At 60.5% G+C, this 15,726-nt stretch carries 17 protein-coding genes; 6 read left to right on the top strand and 11 right to left on the bottom strand.

What is annotated here, in order from left to right:
• Positions 1-780: a sulfite exporter TauE/SafE family protein gene (locus SynBMKMC1_RS03750; protein ID WP_186472754.1), complete on the bottom strand. Its 780-nt coding sequence runs from the start codon at positions 778-780 to the stop codon at positions 1-3.
• Here SynBMKMC1_RS03750 and SynBMKMC1_RS03745 point away from each other — a divergent pair.
• A complete protein-coding gene (locus tag SynBMKMC1_RS03745) occupies positions 779-1,552 on the top strand; it encodes a lipoate--protein ligase family protein (RefSeq protein ID WP_186472753.1) in 774 nt (257 codons plus the stop codon). The two genes, SynBMKMC1_RS03750 and SynBMKMC1_RS03745, sit on opposite strands and share 2 nt — an antisense overlap.
• Here SynBMKMC1_RS03745 and SynBMKMC1_RS03740 read toward each other — a convergent pair.
• Complete coding sequence (locus SynBMKMC1_RS03740) at positions 1,543-2,793, bottom strand: site-2 protease family protein (protein ID WP_186473309.1); 1,251 nt, start codon at positions 2,791-2,793, stop codon at positions 1,543-1,545. The genes SynBMKMC1_RS03745 and SynBMKMC1_RS03740 overlap by 10 nt on opposite strands.
• A 72-nt stretch (positions 2,794-2,865) precedes the next feature.
• Between SynBMKMC1_RS03740 and SynBMKMC1_RS03735 the strand changes: the two genes are divergently transcribed.
• Positions 2,866-3,543, top strand: coding sequence for a phosphoribosylanthranilate isomerase (locus SynBMKMC1_RS03735; RefSeq protein ID WP_186472752.1), 678 nt, complete (start codon positions 2,866-2,868; stop codon positions 3,541-3,543).
• 26 nt (positions 3,544-3,569) lie between these two features.
• Positions 3,570-4,061 (top strand): hypothetical protein, encoded by a 492-nt coding sequence (locus SynBMKMC1_RS03730; RefSeq protein WP_186472751.1) that lies wholly within the window; start codon positions 3,570-3,572, stop codon positions 4,059-4,061.
• A gap of 31 nt (positions 4,062-4,092) precedes the next feature.
• Here SynBMKMC1_RS03730 and folE read toward each other — a convergent pair whose 3' ends face one another.
• From folE to SynBMKMC1_RS03700, 6 genes are all read right to left on the bottom strand, one after another.
• Positions 4,093-4,851, bottom strand: coding sequence for a GTP cyclohydrolase I (folE, locus tag SynBMKMC1_RS03725; protein WP_011932570.1), 759 nt, complete (start codon positions 4,849-4,851; stop codon positions 4,093-4,095).
• Between the two features lie 12 nt (positions 4,852-4,863).
• Positions 4,864-5,571: an SDR family oxidoreductase gene (locus tag SynBMKMC1_RS03720; RefSeq protein WP_186472750.1), complete on the bottom strand. Its 708-nt coding sequence runs from the start codon at positions 5,569-5,571 to the stop codon at positions 4,864-4,866.
• A gap of 51 nt (positions 5,572-5,622) precedes the next feature.
• Complete coding sequence (locus SynBMKMC1_RS03715) at positions 5,623-6,585, bottom strand: acetyl-CoA carboxylase carboxyltransferase subunit alpha (RefSeq protein WP_186472749.1); 963 nt, start codon at positions 6,583-6,585, stop codon at positions 5,623-5,625.
• 20 nt (positions 6,586-6,605) lie between these two features.
• Entirely contained in the window at positions 6,606-7,646 is a 1,041-nt protein-coding gene (locus tag SynBMKMC1_RS03710) for a long-chain acyl-[acyl-carrier-protein] reductase (RefSeq protein WP_011932567.1), read from the bottom strand.
• Between the two features lie 138 nt (positions 7,647-7,784).
• Positions 7,785-8,516 carry an aldehyde oxygenase (deformylating) gene (locus tag SynBMKMC1_RS03705; RefSeq protein ID WP_186472748.1) on the bottom strand — a complete coding sequence of 244 codons (732 nt, stop codon included), beginning with the start codon at positions 8,514-8,516 and terminating at the stop codon, positions 7,785-7,787.
• A gap of 49 nt (positions 8,517-8,565) precedes the next feature.
• Positions 8,566-9,411: a creatininase family protein gene (locus SynBMKMC1_RS03700; RefSeq protein ID WP_186472747.1), complete on the bottom strand. Its 846-nt coding sequence runs from the start codon at positions 9,409-9,411 to the stop codon at positions 8,566-8,568.
• Between the two features lie 51 nt (positions 9,412-9,462).
• On the opposite strand from SynBMKMC1_RS03700, the gene SynBMKMC1_RS03695 reads away from it, so the two are divergent.
• From SynBMKMC1_RS03695 to pgeF, 3 genes are read left to right on the top strand one after another with little or no spacing between them, the layout of a single operon-like run.
• Positions 9,463-10,755 carry a S1 RNA-binding domain-containing protein gene (locus tag SynBMKMC1_RS03695; RefSeq protein WP_186472746.1) on the top strand — a complete coding sequence of 431 codons (1,293 nt, stop codon included), beginning with the start codon at positions 9,463-9,465 and terminating at the stop codon, positions 10,753-10,755.
• Entirely contained in the window at positions 10,752-11,666 is a 915-nt protein-coding gene (locus tag SynBMKMC1_RS03690; protein ID WP_186472745.1) for a Tab2/Atab2 family RNA-binding protein, read from the top strand. Before SynBMKMC1_RS03695 ends, SynBMKMC1_RS03690 begins: the two co-directional genes overlap by 4 nt.
• 2 nt (positions 11,667-11,668) lie before the next feature.
• The gene (pgeF, locus tag SynBMKMC1_RS03685) at positions 11,669-12,493 is read left to right on the top strand and encodes a peptidoglycan editing factor PgeF (RefSeq protein WP_186472744.1); all 825 of its coding nucleotides are present in this window, start codon (positions 11,669-11,671) and stop codon (positions 12,491-12,493) included.
• A 24-nt stretch (positions 12,494-12,517) separates the two neighbouring features.
• Here pgeF and SynBMKMC1_RS03680 read toward each other — a convergent pair whose 3' ends face one another.
• The 3 genes from SynBMKMC1_RS03680 to SynBMKMC1_RS03670 are packed head-to-tail and all read right to left on the bottom strand — an operon-like array spanning position 12,518 to position 15,726.
• The gene (locus SynBMKMC1_RS03680) at positions 12,518-14,173 is read right to left on the bottom strand and encodes an NAD(P)/FAD-dependent oxidoreductase (protein ID WP_186472743.1); all 1,656 of its coding nucleotides are present in this window, start codon (positions 14,171-14,173) and stop codon (positions 12,518-12,520) included.
• A 34-nt stretch (positions 14,174-14,207) separates the two neighbouring features.
• Complete coding sequence (locus SynBMKMC1_RS03675; RefSeq protein ID WP_186472742.1) at positions 14,208-15,464, bottom strand: amino acid ABC transporter substrate-binding protein; 1,257 nt, start codon at positions 15,462-15,464, stop codon at positions 14,208-14,210.
• Positions 15,465-15,498: 34 nt separating this feature from the next.
• Positions 15,499-15,726 carry a GIVxVP protein gene (locus tag SynBMKMC1_RS03670; protein WP_011932559.1) on the bottom strand — a complete coding sequence of 76 codons (228 nt, stop codon included), beginning with the start codon at positions 15,724-15,726 and terminating at the stop codon, positions 15,499-15,501.

Genomic DNA, 15,726 nt, shown 5'->3' with positions numbered 1-15,726 from the left:
TCAATTCAGGGGTAGCGCGAGGGCGATGGCCCGTCGTCCGCTGTCGATGGCCAGCACCAAGGCCAGGAGCCGTAAAAGCCAGGCCAACATTCCCGGCCTAACCCGATCCAGGCGGGATGCAGTCCACTGGGCCGAAACTGCAGCAACGCCTCCGAGCAGCAATCCCATCGAGGCCAATCCCCGTCCTTCCTGGAGAAACTGGAGCGACGCTGCACTGGCCGAACAGGCCACGGCCAACGTGCTCAGTCGAATGGCCTGACGGATGGGCATCGACAATCCACTCACCATCAGGGGCACCATCAACAGCCCTCCACCCAGGCCAAGCAGTCCTCCGGACAGACCCGCCACAGCGCCGACAGCCGACAACCCCCAGGGCGATGGCCCCTGCCCATCACTCGTCGGAGATGCTTCACGATCAGCTCGGATTGAGCCAGCCAAAACGAGATACAACAGGGCCTGCAGGGCCAAGAGGTGCCAGCCGGCCACCAAACCACCAAGGCGACTGAAGATCAATGCGGTCGCAAAGGCCGTCAGGCCAATCACCAGGCCAGGCTGCAGCGGCAAGGAACGGCTCCGCCAGTGGGTGAAACTGCCACCGATGGCGGTGGGAACAATGGCGAAGGTGCTCGTGGCGAGGGCCTGATGCGGAGTGAGGCCCATCCAAAGCAGCAGGGGCGCGAAAATCAACCCGCCGCCGATGCCCAGCAGGCCTGCCAGAGCTCCCGCGAGCAGTCCCATCGGCAGAACCACTAGACCTTCTGCCAATGTCATCGCTGCCATGACGCTGCCTGCATCTTGCCCGTCCGGCGGACGCTGCCCAGCTCGGCTTGTGCCGACCCAGACCCGCAGCGGTGCTGAACAGATGGCCCTCGACACCCTGCTGCTGGAGCAGAGCTGCAGCAGCAGGGCTGATGCCCTGATTTTGCGTTTCTATCGATGGAGTCGCCCCACCCTCTCCTTAGGACGCCACCAGGGTCCCCCAACCGACCTGTGGCGGCAGCTCGCCGCGCGCGGTGACTTGGATTTGGTGCGGCGCCCCAGCGGAGGTGGTGCCGTGCTGCATGCAGGCGGACTCACCTATGCCCTGATCTGGGCCAATCCCCCCCGTCAACGCCGACAGGCTTATCTCCAGGTGAACCAATGTCTTCAGGAGGGACTGAAGGCTCTGGGTCTCCATCTCAAACCGGGCACGGCTGCGGCGGACAGGATCACGGCTGACTGTTTCGCCCAGTCCACAACGGCTGATCTGGTCGATTCCCGCGGCTGCAAACGCATCGGCAGTGCCCAATTCTGGAAACGGGGTCAGCTGTTGCAGCACGGGGAAATACCCCTCGCTCCTCCTGAGGGCCTCTGGGAGGCTGTGTTTGCAACCTCGCCCCCCTGCTGGACGCCTTCGGCCCCCTCGGCAGCAAGCCTTGAACTTGCCCTCCAGCAGTCATTCCAAAGGCTCAGCCTCGATCTGGAATGGCGCAGGGAAGCCCTCTCCCCAAGAGAGCTTCAGCGGATGAACGCACTCGCGAACCGCTACAGCCTCGAGTCTGTTCAGGCCTGAGGATCGAGAAGGCCTGAAGCTTGCATGCTGTTGACCACTTGCAGCAAGGGCAGACCAAGGGGGTAGGTGTTGTTCCGCCTCGCGCTTTCCAACATGGCATCGGGAAGTTTCACGGCCAGCCCTCGAAGCACGGCTTCACCAAGCTCACTGCGATCCAGGGTGCCGTCGGGGAGACCTGCAGGGCTGAGCACGAGCAAACGTCCCTGTTCGCTCTGCTCCAGAGCGAGCACCGCCTTCCAAAGAGGCGATGACTGTTGGATGGACGGCAAACGGTCGAGGGGCTGGAGATGATCACTGATGGTCTGCCGATCCCACTGCTGCACGGGCAAATCCCTCAGAGGTTGATCGGTAATGAAGCCGACCCAACGACCGTCCTTGCAGACCAGCACCCAATCGGAAAGGCGAGGTTGATCGCTATCCACAGCCCCAAGCCTCATGTGGCTCAGCGTGCGCAGAGGCTGATCGGCTTCAACAACACGAAAGTGTCGGGATGCCGTCTTACCGACCGTTTCTTTTTGAAGAACCTGCTGCAAAGCCAGGGTTTGGGTTTGGCTGCGTGAAGCGCCCATGCCGAACCAGCCGAGCATCACCAACCAGAGGCCTGTCCAAACGCCCCCTTTGAACATCAGCCAGAAGCCGATCATCATGGCCAGCAGCGACAAACAACGGCCGCTGGCTGTCGCCACCTGAATGCCTTTGCGCTGACTGCCCGTCCACTGCCAAACCAAAGCTTTGAGAATCAGGCCGCCATCAAGAGGCAAGCCAGGCAGCAGGTTGAACAAGGCCAAAATCAGGTTGAGCCAGCCGAGCTGGGTGACCAAATTTCCCAGCAGAGGATTCACGTGGTCAGCTGCATGCATGCTGGCCAGCAGAGCGGCAGCAAGTATCAGGCTCACAGCGGGGCCAGCTGCAGCGACGCGCAAGGCACCCATCGGTGTGGGGCATTCCTTTTCAACTCTGGCCACCCCACCGAGAAGGAAGAGGGTGATGCTGCTGACCTTCACCCCTTCGCGGAGCGCCATCACCGAATGCCCTAGCTCGTGCAGAAGAACGGAGACGAAGAGGAGCAGGGCAGTCAGAAATCCCGTCAACCAGCTGGCCCAGACAAGGCCTTGTGCTGCGGGAAGTTGGGCGACCTCGCGCTGAAACGCCAAGGTGAACAGCACCAGAATGATGAACCAGCTGGGGTGGACCCGCAGTGGGATGCCACCGATGCGCATCAGTTGCCAGCCATCACCCAAGAGATTCACCGGCGAAGCCGGTCGGCATCAATTCCATGATCCTAGAAAGGATTGCGATCGCCGCTTTTCGCCATGGCTGGCCTGGACCTGCACCTCAAAATCTGCGGTCTGACCGACAGCGATCAAGCTTGCGCTATCGCTGCGATGGGGGTGCAGGCCATCGGCGTGATCGGCGTGGAGGGAACCCCTCGCTACGTCGCGCCCGAGAAGCGCAGGGAGATTTACGCCAAGCTGGCCTCTCATTCCGATGTTGAGCGCGTTTGGGTGGCCGCTGACCCCGACGACAACACACTCGATGAACTCTTGAGTGGTGAGGGAATGCCGTCGGTGGTTCAGCTGCATGGTGAGGAATCACAGGCACGCTGCGCAGACCTTCGGGCTAAGTACCCGAGCATCCGCTGGTGGAAAGCCTTACGCCTCCGGGATGATGCTGATCTTGAGGCGATCCACCGCTACACCCACCACGTGGATGCACTGCTCATCGATGCCTGGAGCTCCCAGCAACTGGGGGGCACAGGGCACCAACTGAACCCGATCTGGCTGAACAAAGTCCAGATGCACCTCAAGGGAGGAGCTCCCTGGTGGCTTGCCGGCGGAATCTGCGCGGAGTGGGTGCCCAACCTCGACAGCGTGCATCCCTTCGGCCTTGATGCATCGAGTCGATTGGAAATCAGCCCCGGCGTGAAAGATCTCGCTCGGGTGCAAGCGCTCGTGGCTTCTCTTGGAGACAGAGCTCGCAGGCTTGGATAGGTTGAATCCCTGATGCCCCCAGCTTGATGATTCGGCTGTCACCCCTGCTTCTGGTTTTGATGGCAGGACTGCCGGTAGGGATGTCAGCCCAGGGCCTGCTGCCGGGTTGCCGTCTCGAAAACGGCAGCCTTCAGTGCGTTCCAGGACTCACTGCCAGTCCCCAGAAGCAGATTCAGGTTTTGGAAGGCCAGATCAATCGTGACGTCCAAAGCGAAGGCCACATCGAACAAGCGATCGAAGGGTTGAAGCGCTTTGAACTGATCGGCAAAGCCAGGGAAGGACAACTGATCAAAGCTGAGCTGATGCTTCAAGGTGGGGGGTTCGATGAAGTTCACATCCACTGGTATCGACGCAACAACCAGGGAAACTGGCAGCTGGTCAATACCGTCCGTGAAAGCAGCTACCGCATTCAACCCAGTGACCGCGGACATCAATTGATGGCCGTTCTTGTCGTCAAAACCTCAGATGGAAAGGTGCAACGGATTTCGAGCAACGTGCTGGGACCCGTCACCGATTGACCGTTGAGGGCCATCGTTGGCCCACTCCCTATCAGGTGCTGAGAAGCGCTTCTTGCTGACGCACGAGTTCAAAGAATTCCTGCTTCAAGCTGGGGTCATGGCGGAAATCACCGCGAACCACTGAATTCACCATGCTGGTTTGGGGCTCTTTCACACCCCGCCATTTCATGCAGTAGTGCTGAGCTTTGATGATGATGCCCAAGCCCTGGGGTTCGCACAGTCGCTCGATCTCGTCGGCAAGAATCATCACCGCCTCTTCTTGGATGTGAGGCCTTGAAAACACCCAATCGGCAACGCGGGTGAATTTCGACAGTCCGATGACTCGCTCTCCGGGCTTGATACCAATCCAGCAGTTACCCATGATGGGCACCAGGTGGTGAGAACAGGCCGAGCGCACTGTGATGGGCCCAACGGTATAAATTTCATCCAGGCGCTTCACATTGGGGAAGCTGGCAACTTTCGGCTGCTGGTGATATCGGCCCTTGAACACCTCGTGCAGGTACATCTTCGCCACACGCTCGGCTGTCTCGGCGGTGTTGTGATCGTTCTCGATGTCGATCACAAGAGAATGCAGCAAATCGCGGACACGGTCCGCCACCTCAACCTGCAAGGCATCAAGTTCTCCAGGAAGGAGATGGTCTGCCACATTGTCGTTGGCAAGGAACGACACATCCCGTTCCCGCAATCGTGCACGAATCCGATCAGACACACGGGATTGAAGCGCCGAAAGCTTTGCGTTCTGGCTGGCGGAACCGTTGCCGTTTGTGGAGACAGGGAGAGTTGAAGTCATATCAAACTGTGATCAGAAAGCGCCGGTGGCCGGCATCAGAGTGAGGTCTTCGATGACCTGTGTGGCAGGTTGCTGAGCAAGATGCAGGAGTGCGGACGCTGCCTGATTCACGGGCAGCATCGCACGGCGATCGAAAGTGCTGTCGACTGTAGGGGAATCCCACAGTGACGTATCCACAGCACCAAGCGTGAGTGTGCAGGCACGGATCCCGTTGCCACGTTCCTCTTCCGCCAAGCAACGGGTGAAGCTGGCGAGGGCTGCTTTGACCGTGCAGTAAGCCCCCCAACCAGGGAAGGCATTGTGTGCGGCATGGCTGCTCACATTGATGACGAGGCCACCCGCGGGTCGCATGGCGGGAACCACAGCAGCGCAAACCTGAAAGACACTGGTGAGATTGAGCTGCATCAGCCACTCCCAGCGATCAAGCGGCATGGCAAGCAAGTCACCCGTGTAAGCCGCACCCGCATTGTTGATCAGAACCGAGGGGCGAAGTCCCTGGCTAAGGAGTTCGTTGAGGCCAGGAGCGATCGCTTCAGAATCCGTGAGGTCGATGGCGCGATAGGCAACGCGGCTGCCACTGGTGGACAATTCAGCCGAGAGCGACTGAAGCGCCGCCTCACTTCGAGACACCAGAAGCAGATCCCACCCGGCTGCGGCAAAGGCTTTGGCGGCAGCATGACCAATACCGCGGGATGCACCTGTGATCAGTACGGAAGGCAATGGATCCGTGCAAGCCGAGGCACCCTACTCAGCCATGAGGGCTTCTGGTGATCAATCATCAAGAAATTGCCCCATGGCCCGGAATTTGCGGTAGCGCTGCTCTTTCAATGCGTCCTCGGAGAGCTGCAGAAGACCCTCAAGATTGCGGGTCAGGGCCTCCTTCAAGATCTCGCCAGCCTCCAATGGAGCCCAGTGATTGCCACCAACGGGCTCAGGAAGCACCTCATCCACCACACCGAGGCTGAGCAGATCCGGACCGGTGATCTTGAGCGCCGAAGCTGCTTCGGACGCTTTTCCTGCATCACGCCAAAGAATGGATGCGCAGGCCTCGGGACTGGCAACCGTGTAAACACTGTGCTCGAACATCAGCAGCTTGTCGGCGACGCCAATCCCTAAGGCGCCCCCGGAGCCGCCCTCTCCAATCACGGTGGCAATGATGGGCACTCTGAATCGGAACATCTCGCGCAGGTTCACCGCGATCGCTTCCCCTTGCCCCTGCTCTTCAGCCAACAGACCGGCATAGGCGCCGGGTGTATCGATGAACGAAAGGATGGGCAGCCCAAAGCGATTGGCATGGTCCATCAGACGCAGGGCCTTGCGATAGCCGCCGGGGGTGGCCATTCCAAAGTTGCGCGCCACGTTTTCTTTCGTGTCCCGTCCCTTCTGATGTCCGATCAACAGCACGGCACGATCGCCCAGGCGACCAATGCCTCCGATCAAGGCCTGATCGTCACTGCCGCGCCGATCACCATGGAGCTCCACCCAGTCGTCGCAGAGCATCTGGATGTAGTCCAGGGTGCTTGGGCGGTGGGGATGACGCGCGACTTGAATCTTTTGAGCTGGCGTGAGGGACTTAAAAATCTCCTCGCGACGGCGCGCAGCAAGCGTTTCGAGCTGATGAAGCTGGGGGCTGACATCAACCTCGGAGTCGCGCGCACGCTGCCGGATCTGTTCAATCTGCTGCTCAAGTTCAACCAGGGGTTTCTCGAACTCGAGCAGCGGACGGCGTGGCATGGCGGATCAAGAGAGTGAGGTCAGGCGACTGCAGCCTGCGGCAGGCCCTGCAGATTGAGGGTGGTGAAACCGTGGCGAACGGAGGCCCCACCGATGAAATCCATTTTCTCAAGGGTGATGTTGTTGCGCCCCCAGCTGAAGTTGGTGTGGTGCGACTCAAACTCGAGAAGCATGGCCTCGGCGAAGCACGCAAACATCTGACGCTGAGGTTTCTCCATCTCGGCGATTTCCATCATCGACCATCCGATGTCGGTGAAGAATTCAACAATCCCCCCCTTCAGAACGTGAATGCCTTTGGCAGCCACACGAGCATCGAGGTTTTTGGGATAACCGCCATCAATCATCAGACAGGGAGTCTTCAGTCGCGATGTATCAATCTCCAGGGTTCGAGGCATGCTGGCGACCCAAACCACCACATCCGCTTCTGGCAGGGCGTCTTCAAGGCTGAGAATCCGACCGCCACCCAGCTCTTCCCGAAGCTCTTCGAGGGGTTTCTGTTGCCGGGCAACGAGCAGCAATTCGGCCACACCGGTGCGGGACGAGAGCCAGCGACAGACGGCACTGCCGATATCGCCGGTTGCTCCAACAACTGCCACGGAGGCCTTTTTGAGATCAATCCCTAAAGCGGGAGCGTTGTTTTCAACCTGACGGCAGATCACCCAGGCTGTGTGGGTATTGCCCGTAGTGAAGCGCTCCCAGGCCAGGGTTGTACTGCGCACGTGCTGATGCTGCAGCAGGTTGAAATTCTCAAAGATGATCGACGTGAAGCCGCCAAGAGCTGTGATGTCGATGCCCTTTTTCTGGGCGAGCTCCATGGCATTGAGCACCTTGCGGCGTGCCGTCTTGAAACGGCTGAGCATTTCCGGCACGAAGCAGGAATCGATGTAGGCACCCTGAATGGTTCGCCCCGTGGCGCTGGTGACCTCAACGTGCTCCACCAGCTGAGGAGGGGCGCTGCACCACACATCGAGGTCACCCTCGGCGATGTGATCGAACCCAAGTTCGGAAGCCTTCCGCCTGGCGGCTTCAAAACTTGTGGAATGTCCGATCAGACCAAACATGTGACGCCAACGGTCGTGTGTGAACGCATGAAACAGAACCGCACCCCATGGTGGGCTGATCGATCATCGTCCCACGTTGGCACGTGTTCTGGACAACGTGCCTGTGGGCGAACCGGACCGAACCAAGGGGCCTGAGGTTCAGATGGAGAGAGCCGCAGCAGCCATCCGAGCGATGTCCCGGGATGTGAAACCAATCTCTTCGAGCGCCTCCTGGTAGGCGATGAGGAAATCCTCGATGAGATCTTCCTTCTCCATCTTGAGAACAGCGGCGTCCTTAGCCACCTGCTCGAGCATGGAGCGAATCAGGGGAAGATTCACTTTGTTGGCTTCCATCAGCTCCTCGCGGCTCGCTTCGAAGTTGGCTTTCAGCCACTCCTGCCCGTAGTTGAGGTGGGTGTATTCATCCTTCACCACCCCCTCAGTGATCTTGCGAGCAAAGGGATCAGCGACAGGGATGTAGATGTGATAAGCGGAAATCGCAAAGGCTTCAATCAACAACGCCTGAATGAGCAGGCATGTCACCACCTTGCCCTCTTTCAGAGCTGTCTGGAAATTGCCGTGGAGAGGCCCAAAGAACTCCTTCGCGAAAGGCATATCAGCCTCCACACCAAGATTCCGTCCACAGGACATGAAGCCCTTCATGTGCTTCATCTCCATCCTGGCCAGTCGTGCCAGCTCATCCGCCTGCTCGGGGATCAGAGTGCCAAGGGAGATGTAGTTGTCGTGAGCCTCCTGCTCACCTTCGATCACGATCGCGTTGATACGGCTATACGCGTCCTTGTACGCCTCGCTGGAGAAGTCGGGGAGAGCCTGGACGGATCCAGCCTGCCCATCTAGGACGGCGACCTCGGAGGTGACAGGGGTCGGCATGGATCGTTCCAAACTATTCAGTGCGACCGACTGTAACCAGAGCCACCACTTATGGCTGCATGGTTGATGGTCCTCTCACACGCCTGGCATCGGCAGTAGGGGGCCAATCAGAACGCATCAAACTGCTGAAAAGGCTGATCCAGTGCTCCATCAGGGTGGTCTTCAGACGCTCTCCAAGAGAGTCGTCGGCTCCGCGCGTGTCTCCAACAACGCCGCTGCTGCTGATGTCGGCTGTGAACCAGGCGTAAGGGGCAGCCCCCTCAAGACTCCACCCCTCAGGGATGGGAATGGCGGAGTCGAGTCCATCGCAGGGCCGCTCCGGTCCGACGAGTTCCGGTGCGAGGGCCAGCATCAGACTGGTTTCCGCAAGCCCTGCATGCAATCCGTTCTGCAGCTCCATGCTGGGGATCAGGTCCTCGAGCCCAGGAACACCACTCCAGAGGAAGCAGGGCAGCACGGCCATCGATGGAGCGCGGGCTGCCAGCTCCCTGGCCGCTGTCTGCAGCAATCCGATCTGTCCTCCATGGGCGTTGAAGAGCACCAGTCGCTTCACCCCCTGGTCAGCCATCTGCTCCCCCACCTCCACAACCAGGCGAATCAACAGATCAGCACTCAGGCTCAAGGTGCCAGGAAACCCTCGGTGTTCCGGAGACAGGCCAATCGACTGCGGAGGCAGCGCCAAGATCGGCCAGGCGTCCGGCAGAGACTCCAGCACGAGGGAGAGGATCCGCTCCGCGAACAGAGCATCCGTGGCCAGAGGCAGCTGAGGACCGTGCTGCTCCAGTGCTCCGAAGGGCCAGACCAGGGTTGAACGGTCCTCACGCAGGCGCGAGGCCGCCTCAGGCCAATGCAAGTGATCCAGACGTCGCGAGCTGTGGGTTTCCGAGCTCTCCATCGACTCTTCACCATCTCCTGTCAAAATGGCCGACCAAGGACGACGGGTCCCATGGCCGGCACAGAACGTCAGAATTCATCTTCAGAGTCCAGAAAGGCAGCGGCCCCGGCAGCTCAGCCACCGAAGAAACCCTTGCAGGTGATGCATATCAGCAAGCGTGAGGAGCAGGACCGTCTGCGCCGCGAAGCGCAAGAAGCAAGAGCGGCGGCAGACGCTGCAGCAGCGAAAGCTGCCCAACTCGAACAAGCGGCCCTCGAGGCCGGCACATCCCTGGCACCTCCTCCGCAGCCAGCGGCCCCTGCAGCTCCCCGTGTCGCGGAGCCGGAGGTACCTCGATCGCCTGATGACGATGATTTCGGCGGCATGACCATGGCCGATCTCATGGGTGGATCCAAGCCGCGCCAGAAGCCCACGCAAAAGCAGCAGGCCCCTGGCTCACTTCAGCGCAGCGTGGATGACTTCGATTTTGATGAGGATGCCTTCCTGGCTGCCCTCGACGAAAACGAGCCCGTGGGCACGACGGGCGATGTGGTCACCGGAACGGTGATCGGCATGGAAAGCGATGGCGTGTATGTCGACATCGGCGGCAAGGCCCCTGGCTTCATGCCCAAAAGTGAGTGCGGCCTGGGCGTGATCACGAATCTCAAAGAGCGTTTCCCGAAAGGCTTAGAAATCGAGGTCCTGGTGACCCGGGAACAAAATGCTGATGGCATGGTCACCATCAGCTGCAGAGCCCTGGCACTGCGTCAGAGCTGGGACAAGGTGAAGCAGCTCGAGAAAGAAGGCAAAGTGGCGCAGGTGAAGGTGAGTGGCTTCAACCGAGGAGGCGTCACCTGTGATCTCGAGGGCCTGCGCGGCTTCATCCCCCGATCACAGCTGCAAGAGGGCGAAAACCATGAGGCACTCGTTGGTAAAACCCTTGGTGTCGCCTTCCTCGAGGTCAATCCGGAAACCCGAAAGCTTGTGCTCTCGGAGAAAAAAGCCGCAACGGCTGCCCGTTTCGCCGAGCTGGAAGTCGGTCAGCTGGTGGAAGGACACGTGGCAGCCGTGAAGCCTTACGGACTGTTCATCGATCTCGGAGGCATCAGCGGACTCCTTCACCAGTCGATGATCACCGGGGGCAGCCTGCGCTCATTGCGAGAGGTCTTCGACCAAGGCGATACCGTCAAGGCACTCATCACCGAGCTCGACCCTGGACGCGGCCGGATTGCTCTGAACACGGCCATGCTCGAGGGGCAGCCCGGCGAACTCCTGATCAATCGTGACGCTGTGATGGCGGAAGCTGCCGAACGTGCCAATAGAGCTCGTAACGTCCTCAGGCAGCAAGAACAGTCAGCTGGATGATCACCGCTCCACAGACAGCCGGGAACAACGGAGAGCGATCCTCGGCACCGAAGCAGGCTGACTGGGAACTGGACTTTTATTCGAGACCCATTCTCGAAGCCGATGGGAAAAAGCGATGGGAGCTCCTCATCACAAGCACTCCCACCCCATCAGCGCCGGACTGTTTTCGGTTCGAGAAACGCTGTCCTGCCGGTGATGTGAACTCCACCTGGCTGGCATCAGCTCTCCGCGAAGCGCTGGACACGGCCCAGACACACGGGTGGATGCCTCCAAGGCGTTTACGGACCTGGCGCAGCGCGATGCGCACCATGGTGCAGCGGGCCGCCGGCGAGCTCGAATTGGAAATGATCCCGAGCCGAAGAACCTATGCACTCCTCGACTGGCTGGAGGAACGAGAGCGCGATCTCTATCCCCTAGACAAGGGATACATGGCTGGCCCGCTCGCGCCACCTCCCGCACCGATCGCCACCCCTCCACTGCCCCTGCCTGAGGCCGTCCGAGGAGACGCCTGGTGTTGGGCAGCCCTGCCTCTGGGAAGTCTGCGGGAAGCGGGCGAATGGCCCATGGGATTCAACGATCTGCTCCCGATTCCAGAGGCGATGGATCCTGAGCTTCCGGTTCCGGGCCTGCGCCTCTTCAGCCAAACCCGCGCCCTCGCCCTGGCTGGCTGGCTGGGTGGGCTGGAGCCTGTCCGGCTGCGTATGAACGCCCAGCAACTGATTCTTGATGCGGGGCAGGATGACAGCTGGCTGGTCAGCGACCTGGGCCAGACGGAGGCGGATGAATGCCGTGATGCCCTCAAGGACTCTGTCCACCGGTCTCGGGGACTTCAGTTCATCTCCGTGCAGGCCACACCCGACAGCCAGCGGTTTGATGGCTTCTGGATGCTCAGGGATCAACCCGAGGTCTGAACGTGGCCCCAACCCCAGCCCATCGTCCCAGTGGGGAGCCTTTCCAGCGCCCAGATCGCTACTTCAATGTTCTTGAGCAGTGGACATGGGTTGGCTGTTACGGGGGGTACTACCTCACGGCTGATCTGCTGCACGCCGCTGGGTTTGAGCATGGTTTTTTCACCCGTCGATGGCAGGGCCGGGGACCTGAAGAGCTCGCCGGGTACCTTTCAACGGGTGCGAGCGTGCATCGTCCTCAGCAGGTTCACGGCAACGTTGTTCTGCCAGCCTCAAAAGCCACTGAATCCCCTTGGCCTGAGGCTGATGGGCTGGTGAGCGATCGTGGTGGGCAAAGTCTCTGGGTCTGCGGAGCGGACTGCACGCCGGTGCTGATTGCCGACCCCGACAGCGGTCACGCCTCGGCCTGTCATGCCGGATGGAGAGGGGTGGCGAGCCGGATTCTTCCCGAAGCGGTATCTCAACTGGAAGCCCTCGGTGCCCGGAGGGAGCGCCTCGTGGTTGCCCTGGGTCCTGCTGTGAGCGCACCCAACTATCAGGTTGAAAACGCTGTGGCTGAAATGGTTGGCAATGCGTTGGGCAGTCGCCAGCAATCGCTGCAAACCCTGGAACGAGACGGCGTCACTCAGGCGGATCCTGAGCACGGTCGTTGTCGCCTCGATATCCGCAGGGCCGCCTTCCTCCAGCTTGTGAACTTGGGTCTACGAGCGGACAGGGTCACCCTGTGCCCTCTTTGCACAGTCAGTGAACCCGACCTGTTCCATTCCTGGCGACGCGATCAGGTGAAAGCGGTTCAGTGGAGTGGCATCGTCGGTCAGGCCGCGGCCTGAACCCAGACTTTTTGACGGCGAGGGTCATGCCGAGAGGCGTAAGGCCACAGCTTCCGCAACCCGGATTCCATCAATGGCAGCCGACAGAATGCCCCCTGCGAACCCGGCTCCCTCGCCAGCGGGAGTCAACCCCTGCACGTTGATCGATTCATAGGCTTCATCGCGCGCAATGCGCAGCGGCGAGGATGTTCGCGTTTCAATTGCCGTGAGCACGGCATCCGGGTGGTCGTAGCCCGGGAGTTGCTTGGCAAAAGCCGGCAGCGCCTCCCTGAGCGCAGCGGTCATCGACGCTGGCAGCAGTTCGGCGAGATCGCAAGGACGAACACCTGGCTGGTAGGAGGGTGTCACCGAGCCCAGGTCCGTTGATGCACGGCCCTCGAGCAGGTCTTCCAAGCGCTGGACAGGGGCGCAGTAATCGCCCCCTCCCAATTCGAAGGCCCGGCCTTCGAGCGTGCGTTGAAACGCCATGCCTGCGAGGGGATCCCCCTGGAAGCGTTCATGGGGCTCCAGGTCTTCGTCCAGAACTGGAATCACCAGCCCACTATTGGCATTGCGCTCATTGCGGGAGTGTTGGCTCATGCCGTTCGTCACAACACGGCCTGGCTCAGAGGTCGCTCCCACGACAAATCCACCGGGGCACATGCAAAAGCTGTAAACGCAGCGGCTGTTGCTGGCGTGATGCACCAGTTTGTATTCAGCAGCACCGAGCAGTGGATGACCGGCGCAGTCTCCCCAGCGCGCACGATCGATCAACGCCTGAGGGTGTTCGATACGCACGCCGATGGCAAACGGTTTACGTTCCAGGGCCACACCAACCCGTTCCAGCATCGCGAAGGTGTCTCTCGCCGAGTGTCCTGGGGCCAGAACCAGCTGGTCGCAAGCCAGATGTGTGCCGTCGGACAGCCTCACACCGGTTAACTGCAGTGGTTTCTTGGCTGAGGACGATCCGGCTTTGATCTCCAGTGCATCCACCCGGGATCCAAAACGCACCTCACCACCCAGCGCCTCAATCCGTGCCCGCAGCCCCCTCACCACAGTGGCGAGCTTGAAGGTCCCGATATGGGGACGGTGCAGCGTGAGGATCTCACGATTGGCACCACAGGCGACCAGTTCCTCCAGCACCTTCCTGCCGTAGTGGGCAGGGTCACTCACCTGGCTGTAAAGCTTGCCATCGGAGAAGGTTCCCGCCCCCCCTTCGCCGAACTGCGCATTGGATTCTGGCTGAAACGCCGAGGTCCTTCTCCAGAATCCGAACGTGTCCGCACTGCGCTGCTTCACGGGCTGGCCCCGTTCCAGCAGAACAGGGCGATAGCCCATTTGAGCGAGTAGAAGGGCCGCGAAATATCCGCATGGGCCAGCTCCGATCACAACGGGACGAAGCAGCCCAGCGGCTTCGAGGGATGGAGGAGCCTTCGCCACGTAGTGGTAGCGCTCATCGGGGCTGCGACGGATCCGGCGATCCTGTGCACTCCGGCGCAAAAGAGCATCCTCTCCACGCACCTGCACGTCGACGGAGTAGATCAGGCGAATTCGATCGCGACGGCGAGCATCGATGCTGCGTTTCACCAGATGGCGCTCGAGCAGGCGATCCCGTGGAATTTTCAGGCAGCGCAGAACCGCGCGTTCCAAATCCTCCTCCGTGTGATCAAGCTCCAGACGAAGCTCGCTCAGCCTCAGCACAAGTGCGCTCTCCCGGGTCGTCCCCCTTGAAAACCTACCGACTCGGGATGCGACGGGTCGTGGCCTGCCCCGAAGGTGGCTGTCCTGGACGCTGCATGAGATCGCTCGCCGCGCCGATCAGACGCACGGGCTTTCCGCTCAACCGGTCCCCGATGGCATCACAAAGGGGTTTCGCCTCCTGATCGGGGGCCAGCCAGCCCAGAGGGTCCCGCGTTCCCTCGGTCGAGATTGGTGGGGGCGTCAACGCAGAGAGGGCCATCAACCGAGACGTATCAAACCCCGACGCCGCCAACAGCGTGGGCTGCTCTCCGCGCACCCTGCTGTACAGAGAAGAAAAGTCGGTCCAACCAGGGCCGCGGGCTGGCTGATTGAGAATCAATTGCGGCCAAGACCGTGCGGAGAGATCCTGAACGCGGTGATGGGGCAGCAACCAGACCCGAAGCAAGACCTCGGGTGATTGCCCGAAACGGCCTGAGGCCTGGGCCTGATCCAATTGCTGTGCCAGCGCACTGTCGTGGGCTGCGGCCACAACCATGGCCTGAGGTCCCTTCCAGCTCACATCATTGACCAACCGTTCAAGAGCGGCGGTATCCCCTGGGTTCAGCATCTGCACCAGGGAAGGTTCGTAAGACTCCACGATTCCGCCTTTTGCCTGGAAGGCCGAAACAAAACGTTCCGCCTGATCGGCGCTTCGATCGGTGGGATCGGCCACCACCATGACCCGTTGGATGCCCTGATCGCGAAGGTCATCCACCAGATGGTTCAGATCCTGTTGGTAAGGCGGAACCACCGGATGAAGACGTCCTTCAGGATCGAGTTCAGAAAGGCTCTCAATGGAGTCTCCTCGCTGGTAAGGGAGAAGAACCCCAAGCTTGCGCTGGCTGGCGAGCTGGGCATAGGTGGCCAGATCAGCCGAAAAAGGAGCCACCAACACAGACACCTGTTGGCCGAGAAGCGCCGAGGGGTCATCTCCTGGGGCGATGGACAACCAGTCCACAGAAGCAGGATCAACTCCGCAAGCTCTGACCTGATCCAGCCCGAGGGCAAACCCGCTCATGAAGTCAGCACTCGCACCGCCCCCATCACCGTGGGTGATGGCCACGACGGTGGACCGCGATGAGGCACTGGCTGAAAGGGCCTGGCAACCGATCACCGTGGCCAGAAGAACGCAGCCGGATTGAAAGAAGCGGATCGCAGAGGAGCGCCCACGACGATGCCCCTCGTGTCGAGACACCCCAAGGGGTTCGTCAGAGGGAGGGACCTTGGACGGTGCTTCGGAAGATTGGGTCATGGCCAGGCACACCATGGGCCTGAACCTAGAGATTTCAGCCTGGGTCGTCGGGTTTTGTCACAGGATCCTGCTGCGTGTCTGGAGCATCTCCCTGAATCAGCAGTGCGAGAGCACCGGCCAGAACCAACAGAGCCCCCATCCCAACGGCAAGCGGTCGATTGCCAGACGCCGCATCACCCCAGATCGCCGTGCTGAAAAATGCTGAGCCGAGCAGGAAGCACGGGACCATCACGATGCCGGAAGCGATTCGGTTGCGCGCCAT

It is taken from the genome of Synechococcus sp. BMK-MC-1 (assembly GCF_014279955.1).
Classification (GTDB): domain Bacteria; phylum Cyanobacteriota; class Cyanobacteriia; order PCC-6307; family Cyanobiaceae; genus Synechococcus_C.
The sequence above is the reverse complement of the archived record's forward strand: the minus strand, read 5'-3'. Positions and strand labels throughout refer to the sequence as shown.

What these genes read in the sequence shown, in the direction of transcription:
- SynBMKMC1_RS03750 (WP_186472754.1), bottom strand. Translation starts at nt 780, where the DNA reads ATGGCAGCGATGACATTGGCAGAAGGTCTAGTGGTTCTGCCGATGGGA.
- SynBMKMC1_RS03675 (WP_186472742.1), bottom strand. Translation starts at nt 15,464, where the DNA reads ATGACCCAATCTTCCGAAGCACCGTCCAAGGTCCCTCCCTCTGACGAA.
- SynBMKMC1_RS03745 (WP_186472753.1), top strand. Translation starts at nt 779, where the DNA reads ATGACGCTGCCTGCATCTTGCCCGTCCGGCGGACGCTGCCCAGCTCGG.
- SynBMKMC1_RS03700 (WP_186472747.1), bottom strand. Translation starts at nt 9,411, where the DNA reads ATGGAGAGCTCGGAAACCCACAGCTCGCGACGTCTGGATCACTTGCAT.
- SynBMKMC1_RS03730 (WP_186472751.1), top strand. Translation starts at nt 3,570, where the DNA reads ATGATTCGGCTGTCACCCCTGCTTCTGGTTTTGATGGCAGGACTGCCG.
- SynBMKMC1_RS03705 (WP_186472748.1), bottom strand. Translation starts at nt 8,516, where the DNA reads ATGCCGACCCCTGTCACCTCCGAGGTCGCCGTCCTAGATGGGCAGGCT.
- SynBMKMC1_RS03670 (WP_011932559.1), bottom strand. Translation starts at nt 15,726, where the DNA reads ATGGCGCGCAACCGAATCGCTTCCGGCATCGTGATGGTCCCGTGCTTC.
- SynBMKMC1_RS03710 (WP_011932567.1), bottom strand. Translation starts at nt 7,646, where the DNA reads ATGTTTGGTCTGATCGGACATTCCACAAGTTTTGAAGCCGCCAGGCGG.
- SynBMKMC1_RS03735 (WP_186472752.1), top strand. Translation starts at nt 2,866, where the DNA reads ATGGCTGGCCTGGACCTGCACCTCAAAATCTGCGGTCTGACCGACAGC.
- SynBMKMC1_RS03715 (WP_186472749.1), bottom strand. Translation starts at nt 6,585, where the DNA reads ATGCCACGCCGTCCGCTGCTCGAGTTCGAGAAACCCCTGGTTGAACTT.
- folE (WP_011932570.1), bottom strand. Translation starts at nt 4,851, where the DNA reads ATGACTTCAACTCTCCCTGTCTCCACAAACGGCAACGGTTCCGCCAGC.
- SynBMKMC1_RS03690 (WP_186472745.1), top strand. Translation starts at nt 10,752, where the DNA reads ATGATCACCGCTCCACAGACAGCCGGGAACAACGGAGAGCGATCCTCG.
- SynBMKMC1_RS03695 (WP_186472746.1), top strand. Translation starts at nt 9,463, where the DNA reads ATGGCCGGCACAGAACGTCAGAATTCATCTTCAGAGTCCAGAAAGGCA.